Genomic DNA, 22,214 nt, shown 5'->3' with positions numbered 1-22,214 from the left:
ATTTATTAATTTTTTTCTTGCTCACGAATTTGCCAAAGTAAGTTTTCTATATAATCTTGAGGAGAAAAAATATCATCGAGATAAAAACTAAGCTCGGGAAAATACTTTAAAACAACATTTTTAGCAGCTTTACAAGCAATGTAACCGGCTGATGCTTGTAAAGCTGCTAAAGTCTCTTCTTTGGTGTTTTCATGAGACATAATCGAGACATGAACACGGGCAGAATGTAAATCTTTAGTTAAAGAAACTCGAGTTACTGTAATCCAACGGTTAGAGATCTTAGGGTGCTTAACGTCTCTTAAAATTACCCTTGCAATCGCTTCGCGTAACAAGGAGTTTACCCTTTTAATACGCCTACTTTCTGTCATAGCATTTTAACTTATAATTTTTGTGGATGATAAATGATTTCATAACACTGTAAAATATCACCAATTTGAGCTGTTTGATAGCCTTCTAGGAAAATTCCACATTCCAAGTCTTTTTTTACCTCTTTTACATCCTCTTTGCCCCGCTTCAATGAAGAGAGTGTGCCTTTCCAAAGTACCTCTTGGTTACGTAGAATACGAACTTTATGGTTCCTTGTTATAATACCATCAGCAACTAAACAACCATAAATTAACCCTAATTGAGAAGATTTGAAAATTGCTTTAATTTCTGCAGAACCCTCTTCTTTTTCTTCTGCAATAGGGTCTAAAAGGGCTGTCATCATTTCTTTAACAACATCTACAGCATGGTAGATAATGTTAAATAAGCAAACTTTTACTCCTAAATTTTTAATTAAAGGCTCAGCGTGGCTTTCAATTCCAGTATGAAAACCAAGAATCACCGCTTTAGAGGCTGCCGCTAGACGAATATCCGATTCTGAAATCTCACCCACGCTATGAGTAAGAATTTCAACATTAACCTTTTCTGACTTAATATTGTATATCGAATTGGCTAAAGCTTCTATAGATCCTTGGACATCACCTTTAATCATGAGTTTCAAGGTTTTTTTATTTTGCAATACAGTATCAAAATTTGGACGTTTCTTTTGTTGCAAAGCAAACCGTTGTTGACCTGCAATTCTTGCCTCAATAATTTCTCGAGCTATTTTTTCATTTTTGACAACAAAAAAGGGATCCCCAGCTTTAGGAATATTAGAAAGCCCTGTAATTAAAACGGGAGTCGACGGCCCAGCTTCTTTTATCAGCTGATTATGCTCATTATGCATAGTTTTAACTTTAGCATAGGAATCATTGAAAACAAGAGCCTCTCCAAGATGCAAAGAACCATTTTGAATCAAAATAGTGGCTACAGGTCCTAATCCTTTGTGTAATTCTGATTCAATAACAAGACCTCGAGCACGTGCAGAAGGATCAGCTTTAAGTTCTAAAATTTCTGCTTGTAAAGCCAACATTTCTAAAAGTTCAGAAAGGCCCGCTCCTGTTTTTGCAGAGGTATTAACAGTAACTATAGTCCCCCCCCAAGCCTCTGATAAAAGATTAATTTCTGAAAGTTGCCTGTAAACAGTCTCAGGATTGAAGTTGGGTTTGTCAGATTTATTGATGGCTACAACAATAGCGATGTTGGCTGCACGAGCATGCTCTATAGCCTCTAAAGTCTGTTCTTTAATTCCTTCATCTCCGGCAACGACCAAAACTACAATATCACATACTTCAGCACCCCGAGCTCGCATTGCAGAAAAAGCTTCATGACCTGGCGTATCTAAAATGGTGATATCACCAACAGGGGTAGTACAACAAAACGCTCCCATATGTTGAGTAATCGCTCCAGCTTCCGTAGCCGCAATGTTGCTCTTTCTTAAAGAGTCAATCAATGTAGTTTTTCCATGATCTACATGACCCATAAAGGCAACAATAGGGGAGCGGATAATTAGTTTATTAGCATCTGTAGCTTCAATTTCTTCTTGAACTGTGTTACAGGCTAAACAAAGTTTATCCTGCTCCGAATAGTCAATATCAATAGTACATCCAAACTCTAAACCAATAAATTGTACTGTAGTTTCATTATCTAAAATATCATTTACCACATAAGTCATCCCATGAATAAATAATTTTTGAATTAACTCAGAAGCTTTGAGTTTCATTTCTGCTGCGAGGTCTTTTACTGTGGTAGGTAAGGATACTTTGATATGTGTTGGGCGTTGAATTGCATGTTCGTCATAATGCTTTTTCGGCTTGAAAACACGTTTTTTGCGCCATTTATCCTCTTCTCCTTCATCATTTAAACCATAACGATCTCTACCTGTAAAAGCTTTTACACTATCGTCCATTTTTTTAGCGCGATCACGAAAATCTGAAGAAGGCCTTTTATTAACGTCTCGTCGAACAGAAGGTGAAACTGGTCTATTGAGAGTCCCGAATTTATCTCGAGTAGATAAAGTCTCTTCTAAAGGTCCTCCTTTATTTTGTTTGTCTGTAGTAGGCTTAGATCCTGCTTTTTCTTCTTTAGGAGGAGCTTTAAATGTATTAGCCAACAGGTGATTAATATGTTTACCTGTAGGACCAAATTTAGATTTATTTACAACAACACTTTTAGGTCCAGTAGGTTTATTTAGAATTGGTTCTATAGCAGGCTTAGGTTCAGATACGTCATTTTTTGAAGAGACTTCTTCAATTACAGAGACTTCTTGTGCAAGCTCTATTGGTTTAGACCGAGATTCAAATTCTATATCTACCGAAAGAGGTTCTGAAGAAGAAAATTCAATAGATGCAGGAAGTATAGCATCATCTTCTGATGCAAAAGATGAACGATTTTTTGCACGAATACGTGGAAGACTAGCTTCTACAGGAGCAGGTTCTGTAGTTGGGGATGCAACAGAAACCTTTGCAGCTAATTTGGTCATTTTTTCCTTACCTGGTGTTTTCCCAGAAGGCTTTTCTGAGGACACTTTAGGTTCAGAAGATCCTGCTTGAGCTAATTTTTGTTTTAGCTTGTCTAGCCCAGCAGCTTTCGTTAACTGAGCATTTTTAATCTTCAATTTCAGGTTTTTCGTCAACTTTGCCTTCTCCATATTTGCTGACTTGCTCCAAAATTTTATAAGCAAGCTCTAAACTGATCCCAGGAACAGAAGCTAGGTCATTAGCACTTGCTAATAACACTTTTCTGATTGTGTCGTATCCCGCATGTTCCAAGTTTTGAATAACTAGCTTACTAATTTCTTCCATTTCTAGAGGCTGATCTAAATGGGGACTATCGAATTCTGCCAATTGTAGGCGTTGAATCTCCAAAAGCTTATTATATTCACTCATACGTTGTACTTCGAGCTCATAGTCTAAAATTTGACTAATTAAACGAGCATTAATACCACGTTTTCCAATTACAGTAGCGTAATCGGCATCCTGAACTACAATAGCAATTACTTTATCATCTTCTAAAATAGCAATCTTTTGAATCTCTATAGGATAAAGTAAATTTTGTAATAATTCTGTAGGTACTGGGGAATAATTTATAATATCAATCTTTTCATCATTTAATTCTCGGATAATATTTTTTACTCGAGAACCTCTCATACCAACAAAAGCTCCAACAGGATCTGCCTTCAAATCAGATGAACTTACAGCTAATTTAGTGCGATAACCAGCTTCTCGAGCAATTTTAACGATTTTAACAGCACCTTCTTCTAACTCTGGCACTTCTTGGATGAATAGTTGTTTAACAAATTCTGGGTGACTACGACTAAGAATAACTTCTGCTCCCCCATTTTCTGATTCTTGTACCTCATAAAGTAGCGCGTAAATCTTATCACCAATTTTATGCTTTTCAGTTTTTGGATAAAAGCGAGCGGGAAGAATAGCCTCGACTTTCCCTAAATCTATAATTAGATTTGAGCCTTTTGCAAATCTCTTGACTATTCCTGATAGAATTTCATTTACACGATGACGGTACTCTTCATAGATCACATCTCTTTCAGCATGACGTAATTTTTGCCCAATAATTTGTCGCGCTGCATGAGCTGCTATCCTCCCAAAGTTTTCTGAAACAAAGGGAACATCCATATACTGACCAATTTGACAATCAGGATCATATTCTCTTGCTTTATCTAAAGGGATTTCTTTGCTGGGATTTTGGCAAATTTCTACAATTTCTTTTTCACAAAAAACTTCAATATCTCCCGTACGAGAATTAATATTTACAGAAATGTTAGCATCATCTCTTAAAGTTTTTTTAGCTGCAATTTTTAAAGCGGATTCAATCGCCCCTGTAATAGTAGAGCGTTGAATTCCTTTTTCTTTCTCCATGTAGTCAAAAATAGCTACAAGATTTTTATTCATTATACTCCTCATATAATAAGGAAACTATAGAGATCTAAATTGAAGAGCCAATAGAGAAAAAACAACAGATTTTTTCAAATGGCAATTAAATACTATTTCCCTTTTTTCCTTTCTTTAGAGGATTTAGATACGATATCTGACTCCCCTGAGTTTGTTGCTTTTTGATTATAAGGATACTCTGCAAGATATTCTTTCATAGAGAGAGATACTTTTTTATGATCAGGATCTAGTTTAATAACTTTTGCTGATACTGTACTGCCAATAGAGATAATATCTTCTATTTTAGCAAATGGCTTTTCAGAAAGCTCAGAAACATGGATTAATCCTTCTATACCATTTTGTAATTCAACAAAGGCTCCAAATGCAGTGATTTTAGTCACAACTCCAGAAATTATGCTTCCTGTAGGAAACATGGCTTCAATTTCATTCCAAGGATTTGAACTTAACTGCTTTACCCCTAGAGTAATTTTTTTACTTTCTTTATCTACAGAGAGAATAACCGCCTCTACTGTGCTACCCTTTTTGAAGAGTTCTGAAGGATGGGAAACCTTTTTAATCCAACTCATATCAGAAATATGAATCAAACCTTCGATCCCGGGTTCTAATTCAACGAAAGCACCATAATTTGTTAAGTTCTTAATTTCAGCATTTACATGTAACCCAATAGGATACTTATTTTCAATATTGTCCCAGGGATTATGTTCGGTTTGTTTCAAGCCAAGAGAAATTTTTCCTTCATCTTTTTGAATAGATAAAACAATGGCTTCAACTTCATCACCTTTATTTACCACTTCACTTGGATCAACAACATTTTTTACCCAAGACATTTCTGAAACGTGAATTAATCCTTCAATTCCTTCTTCAATTTCAATAAATGCTCCATAGGGAAGAAGTTTAACAATTTTACCAATAACACGTTTTCCTGGAGGGTATTTTTTCTCGATATCTTCCCAAGGATTATGTTCTTTTTGTTTTAATCCTAAAGCTACGCGGCCTTTTTCTTTGTCCACACTTAAGATAATGACTTCAAGCTCTTGATTTAACTCAACCATTTCAGAAGGATGGCGAATACGTTTCCAAGTCATATCTGTAATATGTAGAAGACCATCAATCCCATCAAGATCTAAGAAGACTCCAAAATCCGTGATATTTTTCACAATGCCTTTGCGATGTTCTCCAATCGTGATTTGCTCAATGAGCTCAGCTTTCTTGGAAATTCTTTCTGCTTCTAATAATTCTCTTCGAGACACAACAACATTGCGTCGCTCGACATTAATTTTTAGAATTTTAAATTCACAGACTTTACCTACATAATCATCAAGATTTTTAATTTTTTTATTATCTATTTGTGATCCAGGAAGAAAGGCTTCCATACCAATATCTACAATAAGGCCGCCTTTGACTTTGCGTGTAATTTGACCTTTAACAATAGATCCTTCATCACAATGAGTTAAAATATATTCCCATTGGCGTTGGCGTGTTGCTTTTTCTCTTGATAGAACAACCTTGCCCTCATCGTCTTCTGCTTGATCTAGATAGACTTCGACTTCTGCTCCTAAAGCCAAGCCTTCGGAAGAGTCTATGAATTCCGACATCGGAATGACTCCTTCCGATTTTAATCCTACATCGACTACGACAAAATCTTTGTTAATATCAACTACAGTACCTTTTAGGATAGCGCCGGGCTGAATTTCGCTATCAGTCTCATCTTCGCTTGAAGTAATTCTGTGTGCCGTGTAGAGCAAGTTTTTGAATTCTACAACATCCTCGTCTAGGTATTCTATGTTGTCGAGAATTTTTTTAGATCCCCAAGTGTATTCGGCTTGTTTTGGCATTTATTGTTATTCTCCTAAAAACTACAAAGTCAAAAAAGATAGTGTAAATATAAACCTTAAAAAAGGCAAGATCTCCCTTATCGGAGATTTTTCATTCTATTTTATTGAGCAAAAATTTTTATTTAATTTAGATCCTAATTTAAAGAACGCAAACAAGGAGCAAACGAATGTCTCATTCTCAATTAATTATTATTGGTTCTGGACCGGCTGGCTATACAGCAGGAATTTATGCTGCGAGAGCACTTTTAGCTCCTCTTTTATTTGAAGGGTTTTTTTCAGGGATTGCTGGAGGACAACTTATGACTACAACAGAAGTGGAAAATTTCCCAGGCTTTTCGGAAGGAATTTTAGGACCAAAATTGATGGAGGCTATGAAATTGCAAGCGGTGCGATTAGGAGCTCAAGTATTAGCTAAGGATGTGACATCTGTAGATTTTAGTAAACGACCCTTTTTATTACATTCTAAGGAAGAAATCTATTCTTGTGACGCTTGTATTATAGCTACGGGTGCTTCGGCAAGACGTTTAGACATTGCTGGAGCAGGTGATAACGAATTTTGGCAAAAAGGCGTGACTGCTTGTGCAGTATGTGATGGAGCATCTCCTATTTTTAAAAATAAAGATCTATATGTGATTGGTGGTGGCGATTCAGCTTTAGAAGAGGCTATGTATCTTACGCGTTATGGCAAACAGGTTTATATTGTGCATAGGAGAGATACATTACGAGCTTCTAAAATAATGGAAAAAAAAGCTTTAGCTAATAATAAAATCGTTTTTTTATGGAATAGTGAGATTATAAAAATTTCTGGGGATACTATTGTTCGTTCGGTAGATATTAAGAATAATATAACACAAGAGGTTGTCACTAAAGAGGCTGCGGGAGTCTTTTTTGCTATTGGACATAAACCGAATACAGATTTTCTTCAAGGTCAATTGAAGCTTGATGAGATAGGGTATATTCTTACTGAAAAGGGTTCTACTAAAACTTCTATTCCAGGGGTCTTTGCTGCAGGAGATGTTCAGGATAAGTATTATCGACAAGCAATTACTTCTGCAGGCAGTGGTTGTATGGCAGCTTTAGATGCTGAACGATTTTTAGGTTAATGCAATAGCAACTGCTGTTGCGTATTCTCTACTATGACTTATTGAAAGGACGACTTTGGTAATTCCGGTTTGCTTATATATACGAGAGGGGAGGGAGACTTCAGGTCTTTGGGAGGTTTTCAAGATTTCAATATCTTTCCAACCAATGAAACGTCCTATACCTGTTCCTAGGGCCTTTGCTATAGCTTCTTTAGCAGCGAAACGTCCGGCAAAGGATGAAATAGGATTCGTAAGTTCTAAGCAATACTGTTGTTCTTTAGGAGTAAATAGTCTGTTAAGTATGCGTTGACCATGAGTTTTTATAACTTTTTGAATCCGGCTGATTTCAATGATGTCTATTCCTGTATAAACAATTTCCATAAAGTTATGACAATTTCTTCTTAAAGATGTTGAATTGAGATTTTTTGAATTCGATAGAGATAAGAGATAGCAGTTTTAATAAGAGCATACCCGACTGTTGCTCGAATTACGAATAAGATTAATGGATTACAAATATAATGGCGTAGAATTAAGGAAAAAGCAATCATTAATGCCATTATAAAAAATCTTTTTGAGATAAATGTTTGTCTTAGATAGGTTTTTCCAGATATAGATTGTGAAATAAACTGGTTAGCCAGCGCCAGTTGTTTTTCCCAAGTTTTGCACAAAAGGAATCTACATTTTAGAGCTGCTAAACCCCAAGCTAGCATGGCTAATGGGCAATAGATGATAAAGGAAAAATAATTGTCGAAAACACTCATAGAAGCTTTTAAAAGTAATTTAATCCCGGCCATGATCCATAAAATGCCTGGGGCTAAAATTAAACAGTATTTGCTATTTTTTCTCATAGTAGATTGCACTTATTTTCAATTGTCCTATTATATAGGGATTTTGATTTTTTTTCTATTTGGTATTAAATCATGCAAGCTATTGTAGCTGCGATAAATTGGACGTATTCAAAAGTTTTGTGGACTTCAAAGAGTTTTCCTTTACAACTGACTTGGTACGGAGTGTTTTTTACTCTTGGCATTTTGTTGGCAAGTATTTTGTCAATTTATTTGGGACTCTCTTACTATAATGCCACTTATAGGATACAATTTTCGAAGAGTGATTTGAAAATAGCCATAGAAAATTTCGCTTTATACTCTATTTTATTTATTCTTCCGATGGCTCGCCTGGCTTACGTGGTATTCTATGGTTGGAGTTTTTATTTAGAACATCCCCAAGAAATTATTAAAGTTTGGCATGGGGGATTGGCGAGTCATGGAGGTATTTTTGGTTTGATTCTGGAGGCTATAATTTTTACTCGGAAGTATCGGAAAAAAATACCACTGCTTACTTTTTTATTTCTTATGGATTTGTGCGGAGCTGTTTTTGGAATTACCGCATTTTTGATTCGTATAGGGAATCTTTTTAATCAAGAAATTATAGGAAAACCCACTAGATTGCCCTGGGGAATTATTTTTTCTAATTCTGTACAAGGAAAGTCAGGTGTTCCTGTACATCCTGTGCAGCTTTATGAAGGGATTGGCTATTTACTGCTTTCTGGGCTTTTATATTTTCTTACTTACAAGCGTTATTTAAAATTGGGTAAAGGTTATGTAACTGCGTTTGCTTGTATTGGAATTGCGCTGATTCGTTTTTGTGCAGAATATGTCAAAACACATCAGGGAACAGTTGTGAGTGAAAATAGTTTGCTTACTATTGGTCAAATTCTTTCTTTTCCTTTATTTGTTTTTGGTGTGGTCTTAGGAGTGGTGTGTTTCTTGAGAAATAGGAAAGGCACATCTTTGATTTAAGAAAGGCATAATCTATCTTATCCTAAGAATTCTCCTAGGGGAGATAAATCGATTTATGATATTTTTGTTTTTTTAGTTTATTTTTTAGAGCTAGCAGATGAATAAGCGTGCTTTGTTATTTGTTTCGTTAATCGGTATTGCTTTTGTCGGATGTCAATTATTTTTTGGTTATAAAGATTTCCGTTCTTGCAAACGATTGGCAGAGAAACAACGAGTTATTTCTAAACAAGCACTAGTAGCTACAGAATCTGTGGGATTGAGTGTCACTTCTTGGAGTACCTCTCCTGATGAAGAACAAGAGAGAAATCACTACGTTGTACGTATGGGAGGACATCTTTTTCTTTTAAATACTGGAGATCCAGCTCAAGCAATTTATTCTGAAGGACAATCTTGGAGTTTAGTGGATCAAACCCATGCATTTGATCATGTCCATGTTGCATTATATAGTTCTAACCTTTCTTCTACGTCTTTTATGAATCCAGGAAAGGTATTTCTTCCTTTAGTAGAGAACTTGCCTGTTTTGGTTGTTGAATTTCGTAATAATAAAGAGCCGCTCGTTTTTTTGGGTGAGTATAGACAAGGAAAAGTTGTGAATAAGGATAGCACAATTTTTGGAACTTCTCTTGTTTTCTGGAGGTCTGGAAATGAATACTTACCTCTGGGTATTTATGATTCTAAAGAAGAAAGACTGGTTACTTTAAATTTACCTATAACCCAAGCTGTGATTTTTAGAGATGATCAAGATTTGGGAAAGTCTCTAGATAGCACTAGCCACTATGTTTTATCTAATGACTATATACAGATTGTGATTTCTGAGGAAAGTGGCTCCATAGAGGGGATCAATCTACCGTTTGCTTCTGTAGATAATGAAAGCATAGTGAATGAAATTGGTTTTGATAGAGAATTAGCAGCACAGACATCGCCTGAAGCTATTTTTCCCGGATTTTATTCTGAGCTTCCTAACGGAAAAAAGATGGAGAATACAAATGGTGGGTACTATCCTTTATTGCGTAGAGGGCTTTTGAGCGAGGGTAAACAGTCTACACCATTAGAATATCATGCATTGAATATTGTATCAGGAAGGGAGTTGGCTACTCCGTTTGCTCTTGGATATCGTGTTCTAACTTTCACTTCTGAATATATTCATTTAGAAAGCCGTAATGGAGCAGTACAGAAAATTTATAGGTTACCTTCTGACGCTTCACAACAGCCCTATGCTTTTGAAACAGAAATTGTATTAGCTGAAGAAGTTGAGGATATTTGGTTGACTTCAGGGGTCCCTGAGGTAGAAATTATGTCCAATGCTTTTAACCCAACAATGAAATATTGGGTGATTAATAAAAACAAAGGGCAATTGGATAAAGTAAAGCTTCCTAAGGCAAAAGATTCTTTAATTTTACGTAGTGGTGTGTATCCCCAATGGGTGTTAAATTCTAATGGTTATTTTGGTATTATCCTAACTCCTTTAATGGATATTCCTGCGGGTTATGGGGCTCTTTATATTCCGGGATCTACAGTTCCCACACGATTATCTGCTTTAAAAGCCAGAAATCAAGCATATCCAGCTTCTAAATATCCTGGATATGAAATTTTACTACCACTTCCTAAAAGTAAAGGATCTTATCGGTTTTTAACTTATGCAGGGCCTTTAGCTGAGCCGACACTGAAAGTTTTAGATAAGACGTATACTGGTATTAAAGGAGAGAACCCTCACTATCTTGATAGCATTTCTTTCCGAGGGATCTTTGTATTTATTACTGCACCTTTTGCTAGTTTACTTTTCATTATTATGAAATTTTTCAAGATAATTACAGGTTCTTGGGGAATTTCTATTATTTTATTAACTGTGTTTTTAAAGCTTCTTTTATATCCATTAAACGCATGGTCTATACGTTCCATGCGGCGTATGCAAATATTATCACCCCATATTCAGCAGATTCAACAGAAGTACAAAAATGAGCCAAAGCGGGCTCAAATGGAAATCATGACTTTGTATAAGACAAATAAGGTTAATCCTATTACAGGATGTTTTCCTTTGTTAATACAGTTACCTTTCTTAATTGCTATGTTTGATTTATTGAAATCATCATTTTTATTGAGAGGGGCGTCATTTATTCCCGGTTGGATTGATAATTTAACTGCGCCTGATGTTTTATTTTCTTGGAAGACTTCTGTATGGTTTATTGGTAATGAGTTTCACTTATTACCTATTCTATTAGGAATTGTTATGTTTGCACAACAGAAAATGGTAGCCTTTCATAAGGTAGTCACTGATCAGCAACGGCAACAGCAAGCTATGGGCAATATGATGGCAATTTTGTTTACTGCTATGTTTTATAATTTTCCTTCAGGATTGAACATTTACTGGCTTTCTTCTATGGTCCTAGGGATTGTTCAACAATGGGGAACAAATAAAATATTAGATGGCAAACATCTTAAAAATGAAGTGATTTTAAATAAGAAAAAACACCGTTAATACTGAAAAAAAGGTCGTATTGTATTAATAGAAATTTAATAAGCGATTTATATGAGCTGATAATTTATGCGAGCATGGGAAGATTTTCTTTTGCTACAAGAGAAAGAAATCGGTAGAAGTACTGTAGACAAGTGGTTACGCTCATTAAAAGTTTTATGCTTTGATGCTTGTAATTTATATCTTGAAGCTAAGGATTCGTTCCAAGTCACCTGGTTTGAAGAGCATGTAAAGCATAAGGTTAAAACAAGCCTTGTGAATAATAACAGTAAGCCTATTCGTGTTCATTTGACCTCTGCTGATAAGGCTAGATCTTTTTATAAAGATTCACAAATCCAAAAGGAGAAAACGGCATATTTTACTATGGAATACGGAAATGTGAATCCTGAAATGACGTTTTCTACTTTTTTAGTAACGCCTGAAAATGACTTGCCTTTTCGTATTTTGCAAGAATTTGCTAAGGTTTCTGAAAAAGGCCAGGAGTTTGCTTTTAATCCTATTTACCTTTGTGGTTCTGAAGGCTCAGGAAAGACGCATTTAATGCAAGCTACAGTTACAGCTCTTCGTGAGTATCTTAATAAAGTTCTCTATGTTTCTTCTGACTTATTTACAGAGCATCTAGTTTCTGCGATTCGTTCAGGGGAGATGCAGAGATTTCGTGCTTTTTATCGTAATGTCGATGCTTTATTTATTGAAAATATTGAGATTTTTTCTGGAAAAGCTGCGACTCAAGAAGAGTTTTTTCATACGTTCAACTCGTTGCATATGGAGGGGAAATTGATTGTTATTTCATCCTCATATGGTCCTGCGGATCTTAAGTCTATTGAAGACCGTTTGATTAGCCGTTTTGAATGGGGAGTTGCGGTTCCGATTCATCCTTTAAAAGAAGAAGGTTTAAGAAGTTTATTAATGAGACAGACGGAGCAACTTTTTATTCGGATTCAAGAGGATGCTTTAGATTTTCTGATTTGTGCTTTATCCTCAAATGTAAAAGCATTATTTCATGCCATTACTCTTCTTGCCAAGCGAGTAGCTTATAAGAAACTTTCTCAGCAGTTATTGTATGAGAATGATATAAAAGCAATTCTGAAAGATATTCTGGAGACTGCTCAGAGTGTGCGTCTTACTCCTTCAGGAATTATTCGTGCTGTTGCACAATATTATAGTGTAACCCAAGAAAGTATCTTGGGGCGGTCGCAATCTCGAGAATATGTTATACCTCGTCAGATAGCCATGTATTTATGTCGTCAAAAGCTTTCTTTATCCTATGCAAAAATTGGAGATATTTTTTCAAGAGATCATTCCACAGTGATTTCTTCCATTCGACTGATTGCTCAGAAGTATGAAAAAAATAACAATGACACCACTATTGCTATTCAAGACATTAGCAAACACTTGATTTCTATACAGAAAAGTATAGAGTTTTTTATTACAGAAGAAGAAACTAAAGCTTGATATAGTGGTTTTTATTTAATGCTTCATAGCTACTTTTACAATAAAAGATAAGGTAGACGAGAGCAATTCCTGCAGTTAGGAGCTGTATAGCAAGTACGATACCGATTCCTATACCTAAAACAACACCGCTAGTTGTAATCAATGCTACGGAAGTAATAGCTAGAATAGTAAGTATTAATGAAATTAGAATTGGCTTAAGAAATTTCCAAGAGCACTTAGGATGTTTTGAAATTAATGGCGGTGGTACTGGTTGCATTGGACTGAACGTAGGTGATGGTGCTGCTGATGTTGTCATATCTTACCTTTGGTGATTAAGGGTTATTTTGGGCAATAATTGTACTTTTTCACATTTTTTTATTCAACCTAATGTTTAAAAATAAATACGTCTTAATTTTGCTAATTATTTTTTCTTTTCATGATTCTTAAGTCGTATAGATTTTTTTAATGTTATAAACTTTTTTTTAAATAAATTTAATACATTGAATGCACTCTTGAAAGAGCTTTTTTTTTTTTTGATTTTCACATATGAAAAACAGGATCACTTATAAGCATGGTCTTGTCGTGGAAGATAGTTTAAGTTTTAATAAAAACCTAGTTAATGTCGAAACTATGAAAAAGGGGATTTTAGATCGCTTATATTTATGCGTGGTCCAATCTCCAGAATCTGCTTCTCCTCGAGATATTTTTACGGCTGTGGCTAAAACGGTGATGGAATGGCTTGCTAAAGGTTGGTTGACAACTCAAAATAGTTATTACAATAATGATGTCAAACGAGTGTATTATCTTTCTATGGAGTTTCTCTTAGGTAAAAGTTTAAAGAGCAATCTTTTAAACTTGGGGATTTTAGATTTAGTTAAAAAGGCTCTTGCTATTTTAAATTATGATTTTGATCATCTTGTAGAGATGGAAGCTGACGCTGGACTAGGAAATGGAGGACTCGGTAGATTAGCCGCTTGTTATCTAGACTCTATGGCAACTCTTGCTGTTCCTGCCTATGGTTATGGGATACGCTACGATTATGGGATTTTTAATCAACAGATTATTGATGGGTATCAAGTAGAAGCTCCCGATGAATGGTTACGCTATGGTAACCCATGGGAAATTTGTCGTGGAGAGTACCTTTATCCTGTCCATTTTTATGGACGTGTAAATCATTATACCAATGAGCATGGAAAAGCAATTGCCGATCTTGTCGACACGCAAGAAGTTTTAGCAATGGCTTATGATATTCCCGTTCCTGGCTATGGGAACGAGACTGTGAATTCTTTGAGACTTTGGCAAGCTCAGTCTCCACACGGCTTTGAATTTAACTATTTCAACCATGGCGACTATATTCGTGCTATTGAAGATATTGCTTTAGTTGAAAACATTTCTCGTGTGCTTTATCCGAATGACGCAATTTTTAAAGGACAAGAATTACGTCTTAAACAGGAATACTTTTTAGTTTCTGCCACTGTCCAAGACATTATCCGTAGGTATACTAAAACTCATATTTCCTTGGATGATCTTCCTAATAAAGTGTCAGTACAACTGAATGATACGCATCCTGCTTTAGGAATTCCAGAAATGATGCGTATTCTTGTGGATAGGGAGGAGCTCCCCTGGGACATTGCTTGGGAAATGACCAATACAATTTTTAACTATACGAACCATACGGTGCTTCCTGAGGCTTTGGAACGATGGTCTTTGAGTTTGTTTTCAAAATTATTACCACGTCATTTGGAAATTATTTATGAGATCAATGCGCGTTGGCTACAAAGAGTACAACGTCGTTATCCAGGTAATGAAGACAAACGACGCTCCCTATCCATTATAGAAGAAGGAGGTGAAAAGCATGTAAACATGGCAAACCTTGCCGTTATCGGTTCTGCTAAGATTAATGGGGTATCGTCTTTTCATTCCGAATTAATTAAGAATACGTTATTTAAAGAATTTTATGAATTTTTCCCCGAGAGGTTTATTAATGTTACCAATGGAATCACTCCTCGGCGATGGCTAGGACTTTGCAACCCTCGCTTGGATAAGCTCTTGAATGAGACGATTGGAGATCGTCATATGGCAGATCTTGCCCAAATCAAAGAGATACGCCCTTTTGCTGAAGATAAAAGTTTTCGAGAGCGTTGGCAAGAAATTAAGCGAAAAAATAAGCAGGCCCTAGCAACCAAGATTTATAAAAAAGTAGGAATTCTTGTAAATCCTGAATCTCTCTTTGACTGCCATATTAAACGTATTCATGAATACAAAAGGCAACTGATGAATATCCTTAGAGTTATTTATACTTATGTGGAATTAAAAGAGAATTCTCAGAAAACTACGGTGCCTACTACTGTGATTTTTTCTGGTAAATCTGCACCAGGCTATGCTATGGCAAAATTAATTATTAAGCTGATTAACAGTGTTGCCAATTACATAAATAATGATTCTGATATGAAGGATAAACTTAAAGTTCTTTTCCTTCCGAATTACTGTGTCTCCATAGCAGAGGCAATCATTCCTGCTGCGGATTTATCTGAGCAGATTTCTACGGCAGGGATGGAAGCTTCAGGGACAGGCAATATGAAATTTGCTTTAAATGGTGCTCTGACTATAGGAACTATGGATGGAGCGAATATAGAAATGGCAGAGTACATCGGTAAGGAGAACATGTTTATTTTTGGTCTTCTTGAAGAAGAGATCGCTAAATTGCGTCGAGAATACTATCCACGAGCTATCTCTGATAAAAATCCTAAAATCCAAAAGGTATTAGAGATGATAAGTCAAGGCTTTTTTGAAAGCAATGATAGGGATTTATTTAAACCTATTGTACATCGGCTTTTTCAAGAAGGAGATCCTTTTTTTGTATTAGCAGATCTAGAAGCGTATATTAATACGCACAATGCTATTAATGAACAGTTTGTTCAATTGGAACTATGGACTAAAAAGTCTATTTACAATACTGCAGGGATGGGATTTTTTTCTAGTGATAGATCTATTACTGATTATGCCAAAAAAATTTGGCACGTACCTATTAAGTCATGTTCTGGGAAAGAAGCATAATTATTTAATAAAAACTCTTATTAGTTTAGCAAAAGAACAGCAGGAGCTTCTAGGATTTTCTGTAATCGTTTCATAAACATAGCTGCAGGATAACCATCAATGACTCTGTGATCTATAGAAAGGGAGAGTATACAGGTAGACCCTATGGCGACTTTTTCATCGAGAACTATGGGTTGTTCTACAATGCTGCCTACAGCTAGAATTGCAGCTTGGGGAGGATTAATGATTGCTGTGAATTCTGTGATTCCTGTCATACCTAAGTTGGAAATACAGAAGGATCCCCCTTTATATTCTGTTTCTTGAAGGGATTGGTTGCGAGCTTTCTCTACTAAGTTTTTGATTTCTGCTGAGATCATCCCAATATTCTTGCAATCTGCACAGCGGATAATAGGAGTGATCACTCCATCTGGAATTGCAACTGCTATTGAAATATCAATAGTTTTAAAACGGATAATTTTATTATCCACACTATTAAATCCAGAATTTATCTCAGGAAATTCTTTAAGAGCTAAAGCACAAGCACGAATAATACTATCATTGATAGAAATTTTAATACCCTGTACTTGTAATTCGTGAAGCAAATTTAATAAAGGCGTTGCGTAGATTTGTTGTCTTACATAAAAATGTGGGATAAATGTTTTTGCTGCTTGTAAACGCGGAGAGATAATTTCTCTAATAGGAGAAAGGTTTTCTTCTTGATAGAAACCTGGAGGAATATCAGGAGCTTCAAGATAACCAAATCCGCCAATGTGTTTACGAGGAGCTTTATCTAGATCTTTTTTCACAATACGGCCTCCAGGACCACTTCCCTGGAGAGAGGAAACATCTAAGTTTTTTTCCTTCGCTAAATGTTTTGCTAAGGGGGATAACTTGCTATGGATATTAGGGTTTTTAAAAGTTAAGGGAGTAGTTAAGGGAGGCTCAGGCTTAAATCCCATAACAGCCATGAGATTAGGAGAATGAGATTGGGATGCTATTGGGGGAACATTTTCTGTAAATTCTGAAGAGATAGGGGAAGATTTTTCTTCCACTACTTGTTTTTTGGGTAAGAGTTCTTCTAAGTCAAAAAGCTCATCGGGTTGTGTAGAAAATATGGCAATTGGCGTCCCTATAGAAACTTTATCTCCTTCATGAAAAAGGAGTTGGCGTATCCAACCATCTTCAGTAGCTGTGTGTTCTACTACAGCCTTGTCTGTAGAGATCTCAATGAGAACATCCCCAAAATGTACTTGTTCATTGCTTTGTTTATGCCATTTAATGATTGTACCGACTTTCATAGTTGGAGAAAGCTTAGGCATTTTTAATAGCGAAATCATAAACTTACCTCATGACTTTTTCAATGGTGTCTACGATTCGGTTAACATTAGGAAGTGTTGCATATTCTAAAGCCTTGTTATAGGGCATGGGAGTTTCTTTTTGACACACCCTTAGAGGAGGACTATCAAGGTAATCAAAAGCATGTTCTGTGATCAAGGAAATAATTTCCGCAGAAATTCCTGCAAAATAATGTCCTTCCTCTATGACAATACAATGGGAAGTCTTTTGTACTGAAGCTAAAATTGTGGGAAGATCCAAAGGTTTTATAGTCCGTAAGTCAAGAATTTCTATAGAAAATCCCCATTGTTGCTTTGCTAGAGCAGCTGCCTCTTTAGTAATCGACACCATTCGGCCATAGGTAATAATAGTTACGTCTTTTCCTTCTTGAATTGTCTGTGCTTTACCAATAGGTATGAGATATTCTTCAATAGGAACCTCACCTTTGAGGTTATATTCTAGTTCATTTTCTAAAAAAAGCACGGGATTATTATTGCGAATTGCAGATTTTAATAACCCTTTAGCGTCATAGGGATTTGAAGGGGATATAACGATTAAACCTGGAATATTGGCGTAGAAAGCTTCAACACAATGAGAATGTTGACAAGATACTTGGGCAGCTGTCCCATTAGGGCCTCGAAATACTATGGGCACATTAAAAATTCCTCCAGTCATATAATGCATTTTAGCAGCATGAGAGATAATTTGGTCTGCTGCAACAAAAGAAAAATTCCAACTCATAAATTCTATGATAGGTCGAAGTCCTGTTAATGCTGCACCGATGCCAATTCCTGTGAAGCCTGCTTCACTAATAGGTGTGTCAATGATTCTATGAGAACCCCATTTATCTAATAAGCCTTTGGTTACTTTATAGGCTCCATTATATTCTCCAACCTCCTCACCAAACACACAAATATTAAGGTCTCGAGACATTTCTTCATCAATAGCTTCTCGAAGTGCTTCTCGAATTTCTAATGTTTTGTACTTAGGCATAAACTCCTTCTTCTAATGTAGTCGTAGATGGATCATTAGCTGCTTTTGCTTTTGTAAAGGCTTGAAGGACTTTTGTTTTGCATTCTTGGCGTAAATGCTGAAACTCTTCTTCAGTCAAAGTTCCTAGCTGTATTAACCAAGTTTTAGCAATAACAATAGGATCTTTTTTTAAAAGAGATTGCATTTCTTCTTTAGATCTATAAAGGTTAGGATCAGATATTGAGTGTCCTCGGAATCGCGAGCAGATACATTCTATAAGGATGGGGTGACGTGTAGCTTGCATATATTGATACGCTTCTTTAAAGCCTGTAAGACAGTTAAATAAATCAAAACCATTTAGGGTAAAGGCTCGTATTCCATAGGAGGCTCCTTGAGATTCTGCTATGGGCTGTTTTGCTATAGCTCGATGTAGAGCTGTTCCCATACCCCAGCCATTGTTCTCGATAATCAGCATGAGAGGTAGGTCATGAAGAGCTACGAAATTTAAAGTTTCATGAAATACGCCTTGAGCAACGGCACCATCTCCGATAAATCCCAAAGAAATTTTTTCTTTTTCTTTATGATATTTTAGAGTAAATGCTGCTCCTGCTGCAAGGGGGATCTGCCCTCCGACAATACCAAAACCTCCTGGGAAATTAGGTCCACACATATGCATTGAACCGCCCCTGCCTAAAGCACAGCCTGTTTCTTTCCCTAGAAGCTCGGCTGCAATTTGTTCAAGTGGAATACCAAGAAGTACAGCAAGAGCATGACAACGGTAGGAAGAGAAGAACCAGTGGTCAGTTCCTGTATTAGCAAGTATTGCTGTAGCTATAGCTTCTTGGCCAATGTAAGAGTGATAAAATCCTCCTACGAGATTTTCTAAATAGGCTTCTTCTCCTCGAACTTCAAGTTCACGAATCAGAAGCATTTGGTTAAGGAATTGTGTACATTCTGCAGCACCATAAGTTTCTAGGACATCTTGTACGGTTGTTTCTTGTGTAATCTCAGAAGCTATGTTGTATGGAGATAAACTGAACATGCTTGGATCCAAGGGAGATGCATGAAGAATTGTTTCCTTGTCATTATAAGAGGTAGGGGTTGAAAAAACAAGCGCTATTCTAAAGAAAAAGTAATTAAGTTTTTTTTAAATCTAGAAAACTTTAATATCCCTGGATTAAAAATTGCAGCAAACAACCATAAGGACTGTAGACTATGGATGTCTTTCGTAAGTTTAATAGACATACCCAGTTTTATGTGGACTCGGTCGATGGAATAGTAAAGAATTTTGATCATCGTTTTGGTGATAAGGGTGATAAGTTTAAAGATAATGAAGAATTGGAACAAAAGCTCTCATCGATTGCAAAACGTATTGTCCTTTCAGCACAGGAATTTCAATGTCGAGGGTCTACTCATAGCCATTATTTAAAGAAAACGCAGTGGTTGCCTTATAAAAATGAGGAGCTTGAGGAAACTAAAGAGTGGTTTGCTATGTTGACTTCTATGGATAAAAGGATAGCACAACTTTTTTTTTATATGACCCCATATGAAGTCCAATGGGAAGATTTTTTAGCAATCATTCGTTATTCAGAGCATCATGAAGGTTTTGGCGGAGTGTTGTTATTTTGTGGGCCTTTTGAAAGGCAATGTGCTTATATACGCTCTATAAATAAAGCATTAGCTTTGCCATTGCTTTTAGGAAGTAGTATTGTACACAGTTTACGCTTTTACTTAGCTTGTCGAAAGCTTTCTCTCATAGAATGCAAGGATTTGGATGTTTTAGGGAAAGATTTGGGTTTTTTGTTGCAAGAATACGGTGTCATGTTTTCTTTAATTTTTAAAGAAATTATGTCTATAGATCTATTGAATTATAGAAAACTCATTAAGGAGCTTAAGTCTAGCGGAAACATTCAAGGATGCGTTTATGATAACAATGTTCCTTCTCCTGCTGCTTCTTTGTGCAGTCCTATAGCATTGCGTTATAGCCTGGCCAATACAATTCGGGGACTAGCTTTAGATGTAGACTTTTCTACATTAAAATTTATGAGTCCTTCTATATTAGCAAGTACGGAACAGACAGTGAAAGCATTGAATTCTGGAGGGGAATGTTTCGTATTTTCCAGTCTTAGTGAGTTCCATATTGGGGTAAAAGTTATCATCCAGCTAGTTCATGATGGAGAAATTAGCCCTGAAATTTTGAATAAAAATGTAATGAAAGTGCTGATGTTAAAGCGAAAGATGCATACTATGCATGTCTAGCTATAAATTAAATAAGTGAAGATTTTTCAATTTTCTCTAAGAGGCTTTTGACTTCTTGTTCTAGTTTACGCAACCTTTCTTCAGTCTTAGGAAGATTTCGAATTTTTGCAATTAGGCGATGAGTTTCTTGGTAAGGACGTGCGGGGGCTCCTCCGTAAATTCCAGGAGATGTGATCGATTTTGTGACACCAGTTTGAGCTATCATGATTACATGATCTGTAATAGAAATATGTCCTGTAATCCCAGCTTGACCTCCGATGATCACGTAGTTTCCAATTTTTGTAGATCCTGCGATACCCGCCTGTGCTACAATAATAGTGTGTTTACCAACTTTAACTTGGTGCGCTATTTGTACTTGGTTATCAATTTTTGAACCTTCGTGAATTATTGTGTTTTTAAAACGTCCACGATCAATTGTTGTATTTGCTCCAATTTCGACATCATCGCCGATGATTACTGAGCCTAAGTGTTTTAAATGCTTATGAAGGCCAAAAGCATTGGTAATGTAACCAAAGCCACATGATCCTAAAACAGCTCCGGGTTGAATAATAACACGTTTTCCAATAACCACTCTTTCTCGAATGATAACTTTAGGATAGATCAAGCAATTCTCTCCTAGTATACTATCAGCTCCAACAATACTTCCAGCTCCAATAGATGTTCCTGCACCAATGTGTGCATTTTGGTAAATAACAGCATAGGGCTCTATACAAACGTTTGCTCCAATATGAGCGGTAGGATGAATGACTGCAGTAGGATGAATGCCAGCAAATCCAGATTCTGCGGGTTTAATAAAAAGCTCTATGCATTTTTGAAAGGTTTGAGAGGGGGATTCCGAAGTAATAAGAAAATTTTTATTTAGATATGCATATTGCATGGCTTGAGATTTAGATAAAATAATTGCACCAGCTTCTGTAGTTTTTAAAAAATTCGTGTATTTTTCATTATCTAAGAAAGTGACGTGGTGTGCTTTAGCGTTGCTAATCTCTTCGATGCCGGAAATAGGAGTTTCCAAATTTCCTTGAACTCTAACCTGCAATAACTCAGCTAACTGTGTAAGAGTATAAACTGGTCCTTCAGACATAGAAAACTCCTTAATCCTATGTGATATTAGTTATTTTTTTTGAAAGATTCATCAAGAATTTTAATAATTTCAGTAGTCTTATCAGTGCCTGGAGAAATGGCTAAAATAGCTTCTTCATTAAAAATAGCTTCTAATTTTGCTTCTTCTCGTACAGTTTCTGAAGCGCTTTTTACTTCTTGAATCAGTTTTTGAACTCGTTTTACATTACTTTGATTAATGGTTTGATAGTATTGTGATTGATAGGCGTTATATTCTGCAGAAAGATTTTCAAATTTTTTACGTAATTCTTCTGATACAGTCTCGGAAAGACTTTCCATGTAATCTTCATCTTGTAATTTTCCATAGAGGGAGGAAAGTTCTTCTTCCATTTTTTCAGCATTTTGCATGAATTGTTGCTTCATAGATTCAAGCTCCTCGCTTTCTTTTTTTCCTAAAGCAGATTCTTCAAGACAACGCTTTAAACTCACATAACCTATGTCAGCTTGAGCTACGGAGGATAAGCTCAAGATCGTAAAGCCAGTGCAAAACAGTAATTTTTTCATAACAACCCATTTAAATTAAGAAATCAAAGACTACAAGGTAACAAAAAAAGCGTTCTCTGAAAACAACAAAGATTTTTTAAGAGATGCTC

18 protein-coding genes are annotated in these 22,214 nt (G+C 36.0%); 6 read left to right on the top strand and 12 right to left on the bottom strand.

Going from position 1 to position 22,214, the window contains the following annotated elements; genetic code table 11:
* Window positions 1-5: 5 nt before the first annotated feature.
* The 4 genes from rbfA to rpsA form a co-directional block, all read right to left on the bottom strand.
* Window positions 6-368 carry a 30S ribosome-binding factor RbfA gene (gene rbfA, locus Cs308_RS04345; protein ID WP_066482998.1) on the bottom strand — a complete coding sequence of 121 codons (363 nt, stop codon included), beginning with the start codon at window positions 366-368 and terminating at the stop codon, window positions 6-8.
* Between the two features lie 11 nt (window positions 369-379).
* The gene (infB, locus tag Cs308_RS04340) at window positions 380-3,013 is read right to left on the bottom strand and encodes a translation initiation factor IF-2 (protein ID WP_066482996.1); all 2,634 of its coding nucleotides are present in this window, start codon (window positions 3,011-3,013) and stop codon (window positions 380-382) included.
* Window positions 2,970-4,274 (bottom strand): transcription termination factor NusA, encoded by a 1,305-nt coding sequence (gene nusA / locus Cs308_RS04335; protein ID WP_066482994.1) that lies wholly within the window; start codon window positions 4,272-4,274, stop codon window positions 2,970-2,972. The genes infB and nusA overlap by 44 nt, the downstream gene beginning before the upstream one ends.
* 92 nt (window positions 4,275-4,366) lie before the next feature.
* Entirely contained in the window at window positions 4,367-6,109 is a 1,743-nt protein-coding gene (gene rpsA / locus Cs308_RS04330) for a 30S ribosomal protein S1 (RefSeq protein ID WP_066482992.1), read from the bottom strand.
* Between the two features lie 167 nt (window positions 6,110-6,276).
* Between rpsA and trxB the strand changes: the two genes are divergently transcribed.
* The gene (gene trxB, locus Cs308_RS04325) at window positions 6,277-7,212 is read left to right on the top strand and encodes a thioredoxin-disulfide reductase (protein WP_066482990.1); all 936 of its coding nucleotides are present in this window, start codon (window positions 6,277-6,279) and stop codon (window positions 7,210-7,212) included.
* Here the strand turns inward: trxB and acpS are convergent.
* Both acpS and Cs308_RS04315 read right to left on the bottom strand, forming a co-directional pair.
* Entirely contained in the window at window positions 7,204-7,572 is a 369-nt protein-coding gene (gene acpS / locus Cs308_RS04320; RefSeq protein ID WP_066482987.1) for a holo-ACP synthase, read from the bottom strand. The genes trxB and acpS overlap by 9 nt on opposite strands.
* Before the next feature lie 20 nt (window positions 7,573-7,592).
* Entirely contained in the window at window positions 7,593-8,039 is a 447-nt protein-coding gene (locus Cs308_RS04315) for a hypothetical protein (RefSeq protein ID WP_066482985.1), read from the bottom strand.
* Between the two features lie 72 nt (window positions 8,040-8,111).
* Between Cs308_RS04315 and Cs308_RS04310 the strand changes: the two genes are divergently transcribed.
* The 3 genes from Cs308_RS04310 (at window position 8,112) to dnaA (ending at window position 12,918) form a co-directional block, all read left to right on the top strand.
* Window positions 8,112-8,990, top strand: a complete 879-nt coding sequence (locus Cs308_RS04310; protein ID WP_066482983.1) for a prolipoprotein diacylglyceryl transferase — start codon at window positions 8,112-8,114, stop codon at window positions 8,988-8,990.
* 97 nt (window positions 8,991-9,087) lie between these two features.
* The gene (gene yidC, locus Cs308_RS04305; RefSeq protein WP_066482979.1) at window positions 9,088-11,466 is read left to right on the top strand and encodes a membrane protein insertase YidC; all 2,379 of its coding nucleotides are present in this window, start codon (window positions 9,088-9,090) and stop codon (window positions 11,464-11,466) included.
* 66 nt (window positions 11,467-11,532) lie between these two features.
* The gene (gene dnaA / locus Cs308_RS04300; RefSeq protein ID WP_066482977.1) at window positions 11,533-12,918 is read left to right on the top strand and encodes a chromosomal replication initiator protein DnaA; all 1,386 of its coding nucleotides are present in this window, start codon (window positions 11,533-11,535) and stop codon (window positions 12,916-12,918) included.
* Here dnaA and Cs308_RS04295 read toward each other — a convergent pair.
* Window positions 12,908-13,213, bottom strand: a complete 306-nt coding sequence (locus tag Cs308_RS04295) for a hypothetical protein (protein ID WP_066482973.1) — start codon at window positions 13,211-13,213, stop codon at window positions 12,908-12,910. The genes dnaA and Cs308_RS04295 overlap by 11 nt on opposite strands.
* A gap of 314 nt (window positions 13,214-13,527) precedes the next feature.
* On the opposite strand from Cs308_RS04295, the gene Cs308_RS04290 reads away from it, so the two are divergent.
* Window positions 13,528-15,954, top strand: a complete 2,427-nt coding sequence (locus Cs308_RS04290; RefSeq protein ID WP_197481310.1) for a glycogen/starch/alpha-glucan phosphorylase — start codon at window positions 13,528-13,530, stop codon at window positions 15,952-15,954.
* A 20-nt stretch (window positions 15,955-15,974) separates the two neighbouring features.
* Here Cs308_RS04290 and Cs308_RS04285 read toward each other — a convergent pair whose 3' ends face one another.
* From Cs308_RS04285 to Cs308_RS04275, 3 genes are read right to left on the bottom strand one after another with little or no spacing between them, the layout of a single operon-like run.
* Window positions 15,975-17,270, bottom strand: a complete 1,296-nt coding sequence (locus tag Cs308_RS04285) for a pyruvate dehydrogenase complex dihydrolipoamide acetyltransferase (RefSeq protein ID WP_066482967.1) — start codon at window positions 17,268-17,270, stop codon at window positions 15,975-15,977.
* Between the two features lie 4 nt (window positions 17,271-17,274).
* A complete protein-coding gene (locus Cs308_RS04280) occupies window positions 17,275-18,261 on the bottom strand; it encodes an alpha-ketoacid dehydrogenase subunit beta (RefSeq protein WP_066482964.1) in 987 nt (328 codons plus the stop codon).
* Complete coding sequence (locus tag Cs308_RS04275; protein WP_066482962.1) at window positions 18,254-19,282, bottom strand: thiamine pyrophosphate-dependent enzyme; 1,029 nt, start codon at window positions 19,280-19,282, stop codon at window positions 18,254-18,256. The genes Cs308_RS04280 and Cs308_RS04275 overlap by 8 nt, the downstream gene beginning before the upstream one ends.
* A gap of 173 nt (window positions 19,283-19,455) precedes the next feature.
* Here Cs308_RS04275 and Cs308_RS04270 point away from each other — a divergent pair, with 173 nt between their 5' ends.
* Window positions 19,456-20,499 (top strand): hypothetical protein, encoded by a 1,044-nt coding sequence (locus Cs308_RS04270; protein WP_066482961.1) that lies wholly within the window; start codon window positions 19,456-19,458, stop codon window positions 20,497-20,499.
* Between the two features lie 7 nt (window positions 20,500-20,506).
* Here Cs308_RS04270 and lpxD read toward each other — a convergent pair whose 3' ends face one another.
* Window positions 20,507-21,583 carry a UDP-3-O-(3-hydroxymyristoyl)glucosamine N-acyltransferase gene (gene lpxD / locus Cs308_RS04265; RefSeq protein WP_066482959.1) on the bottom strand — a complete coding sequence of 359 codons (1,077 nt, stop codon included), beginning with the start codon at window positions 21,581-21,583 and terminating at the stop codon, window positions 20,507-20,509.
* 26 nt (window positions 21,584-21,609) lie between these two features.
* On the bottom strand, window positions 21,610-22,125 hold the full coding sequence (locus Cs308_RS04260; protein WP_066482957.1) for an OmpH/Skp family outer membrane protein: 516 nt from the start codon (window positions 22,123-22,125) through the stop codon (window positions 21,610-21,612).
* Between the last annotated feature and the right edge of the window lie 89 nt (window positions 22,126-22,214).

It is taken from the genome of Candidatus Chlamydia sanziniae, assembly GCF_001653975.1.
GTDB lineage: Bacteria > Chlamydiota > Chlamydiia > Chlamydiales > Chlamydiaceae > Chlamydia > Chlamydia sanziniae.
Note: the sequence above shows the minus strand (reverse complement) of the source record. Positions and strands in the feature narration are given on the sequence as shown.

Bases quoted from the DNA above. Each gene is read 5' to 3' on its own strand.
- rbfA (WP_066482998.1), bottom strand. From the start codon at position 368: ATGACAGAAAGTAGGCGTATTAAAAGGGTAAACTCCTTGTTACGCGAA.
- infB (WP_066482996.1), bottom strand. From the start codon at position 3,013: ATGGAGAAGGCAAAGTTGACGAAAAACCTGAAATTGAAGATTAAAAAT.
- Cs308_RS04275 (WP_066482962.1), bottom strand. From the start codon at position 19,282: ATGTTCAGTTTATCTCCATACAACATAGCTTCTGAGATTACACAAGAA.
- Cs308_RS04290 (WP_197481310.1), top strand. From the start codon at position 13,528: ATGAAAAAGGGGATTTTAGATCGCTTATATTTATGCGTGGTCCAATCT.
- Cs308_RS04280 (WP_066482964.1), bottom strand. From the start codon at position 18,261: ATGCCTAAGTACAAAACATTAGAAATTCGAGAAGCACTTCGAGAAGCT.
- rpsA (WP_066482992.1), bottom strand. From the start codon at position 6,109: ATGCCAAAACAAGCCGAATACACTTGGGGATCTAAAAAAATTCTCGAC.
- trxB (WP_066482990.1), top strand. From the start codon at position 6,277: ATGTCTCATTCTCAATTAATTATTATTGGTTCTGGACCGGCTGGCTAT.
- Cs308_RS04315 (WP_066482985.1), bottom strand. From the start codon at position 8,039: ATGAGAAAAAATAGCAAATACTGTTTAATTTTAGCCCCAGGCATTTTA.
- Cs308_RS04270 (WP_066482961.1), top strand. From the start codon at position 19,456: ATGGATGTCTTTCGTAAGTTTAATAGACATACCCAGTTTTATGTGGAC.
- acpS (WP_066482987.1), bottom strand. From the start codon at position 7,572: ATGGAAATTGTTTATACAGGAATAGACATCATTGAAATCAGCCGGATT.
- Cs308_RS04285 (WP_066482967.1), bottom strand. From the start codon at position 17,270: ATGATTTCGCTATTAAAAATGCCTAAGCTTTCTCCAACTATGAAAGTC.
- Cs308_RS04310 (WP_066482983.1), top strand. From the start codon at position 8,112: ATGCAAGCTATTGTAGCTGCGATAAATTGGACGTATTCAAAAGTTTTG.
- lpxD (WP_066482959.1), bottom strand. From the start codon at position 21,583: ATGTCTGAAGGACCAGTTTATACTCTTACACAGTTAGCTGAGTTATTG.
- dnaA (WP_066482977.1), top strand. From the start codon at position 11,533: ATGCGAGCATGGGAAGATTTTCTTTTGCTACAAGAGAAAGAAATCGGT.
- nusA (WP_066482994.1), bottom strand. From the start codon at position 4,274: ATGAATAAAAATCTTGTAGCTATTTTTGACTACATGGAGAAAGAAAAA.
- yidC (WP_066482979.1), top strand. From the start codon at position 9,088: ATGAATAAGCGTGCTTTGTTATTTGTTTCGTTAATCGGTATTGCTTTT.
- Cs308_RS04260 (WP_066482957.1), bottom strand. From the start codon at position 22,125: ATGAAAAAATTACTGTTTTGCACTGGCTTTACGATCTTGAGCTTATCC.
- Cs308_RS04295 (WP_066482973.1), bottom strand. From the start codon at position 13,213: ATGACAACATCAGCAGCACCATCACCTACGTTCAGTCCAATGCAACCA.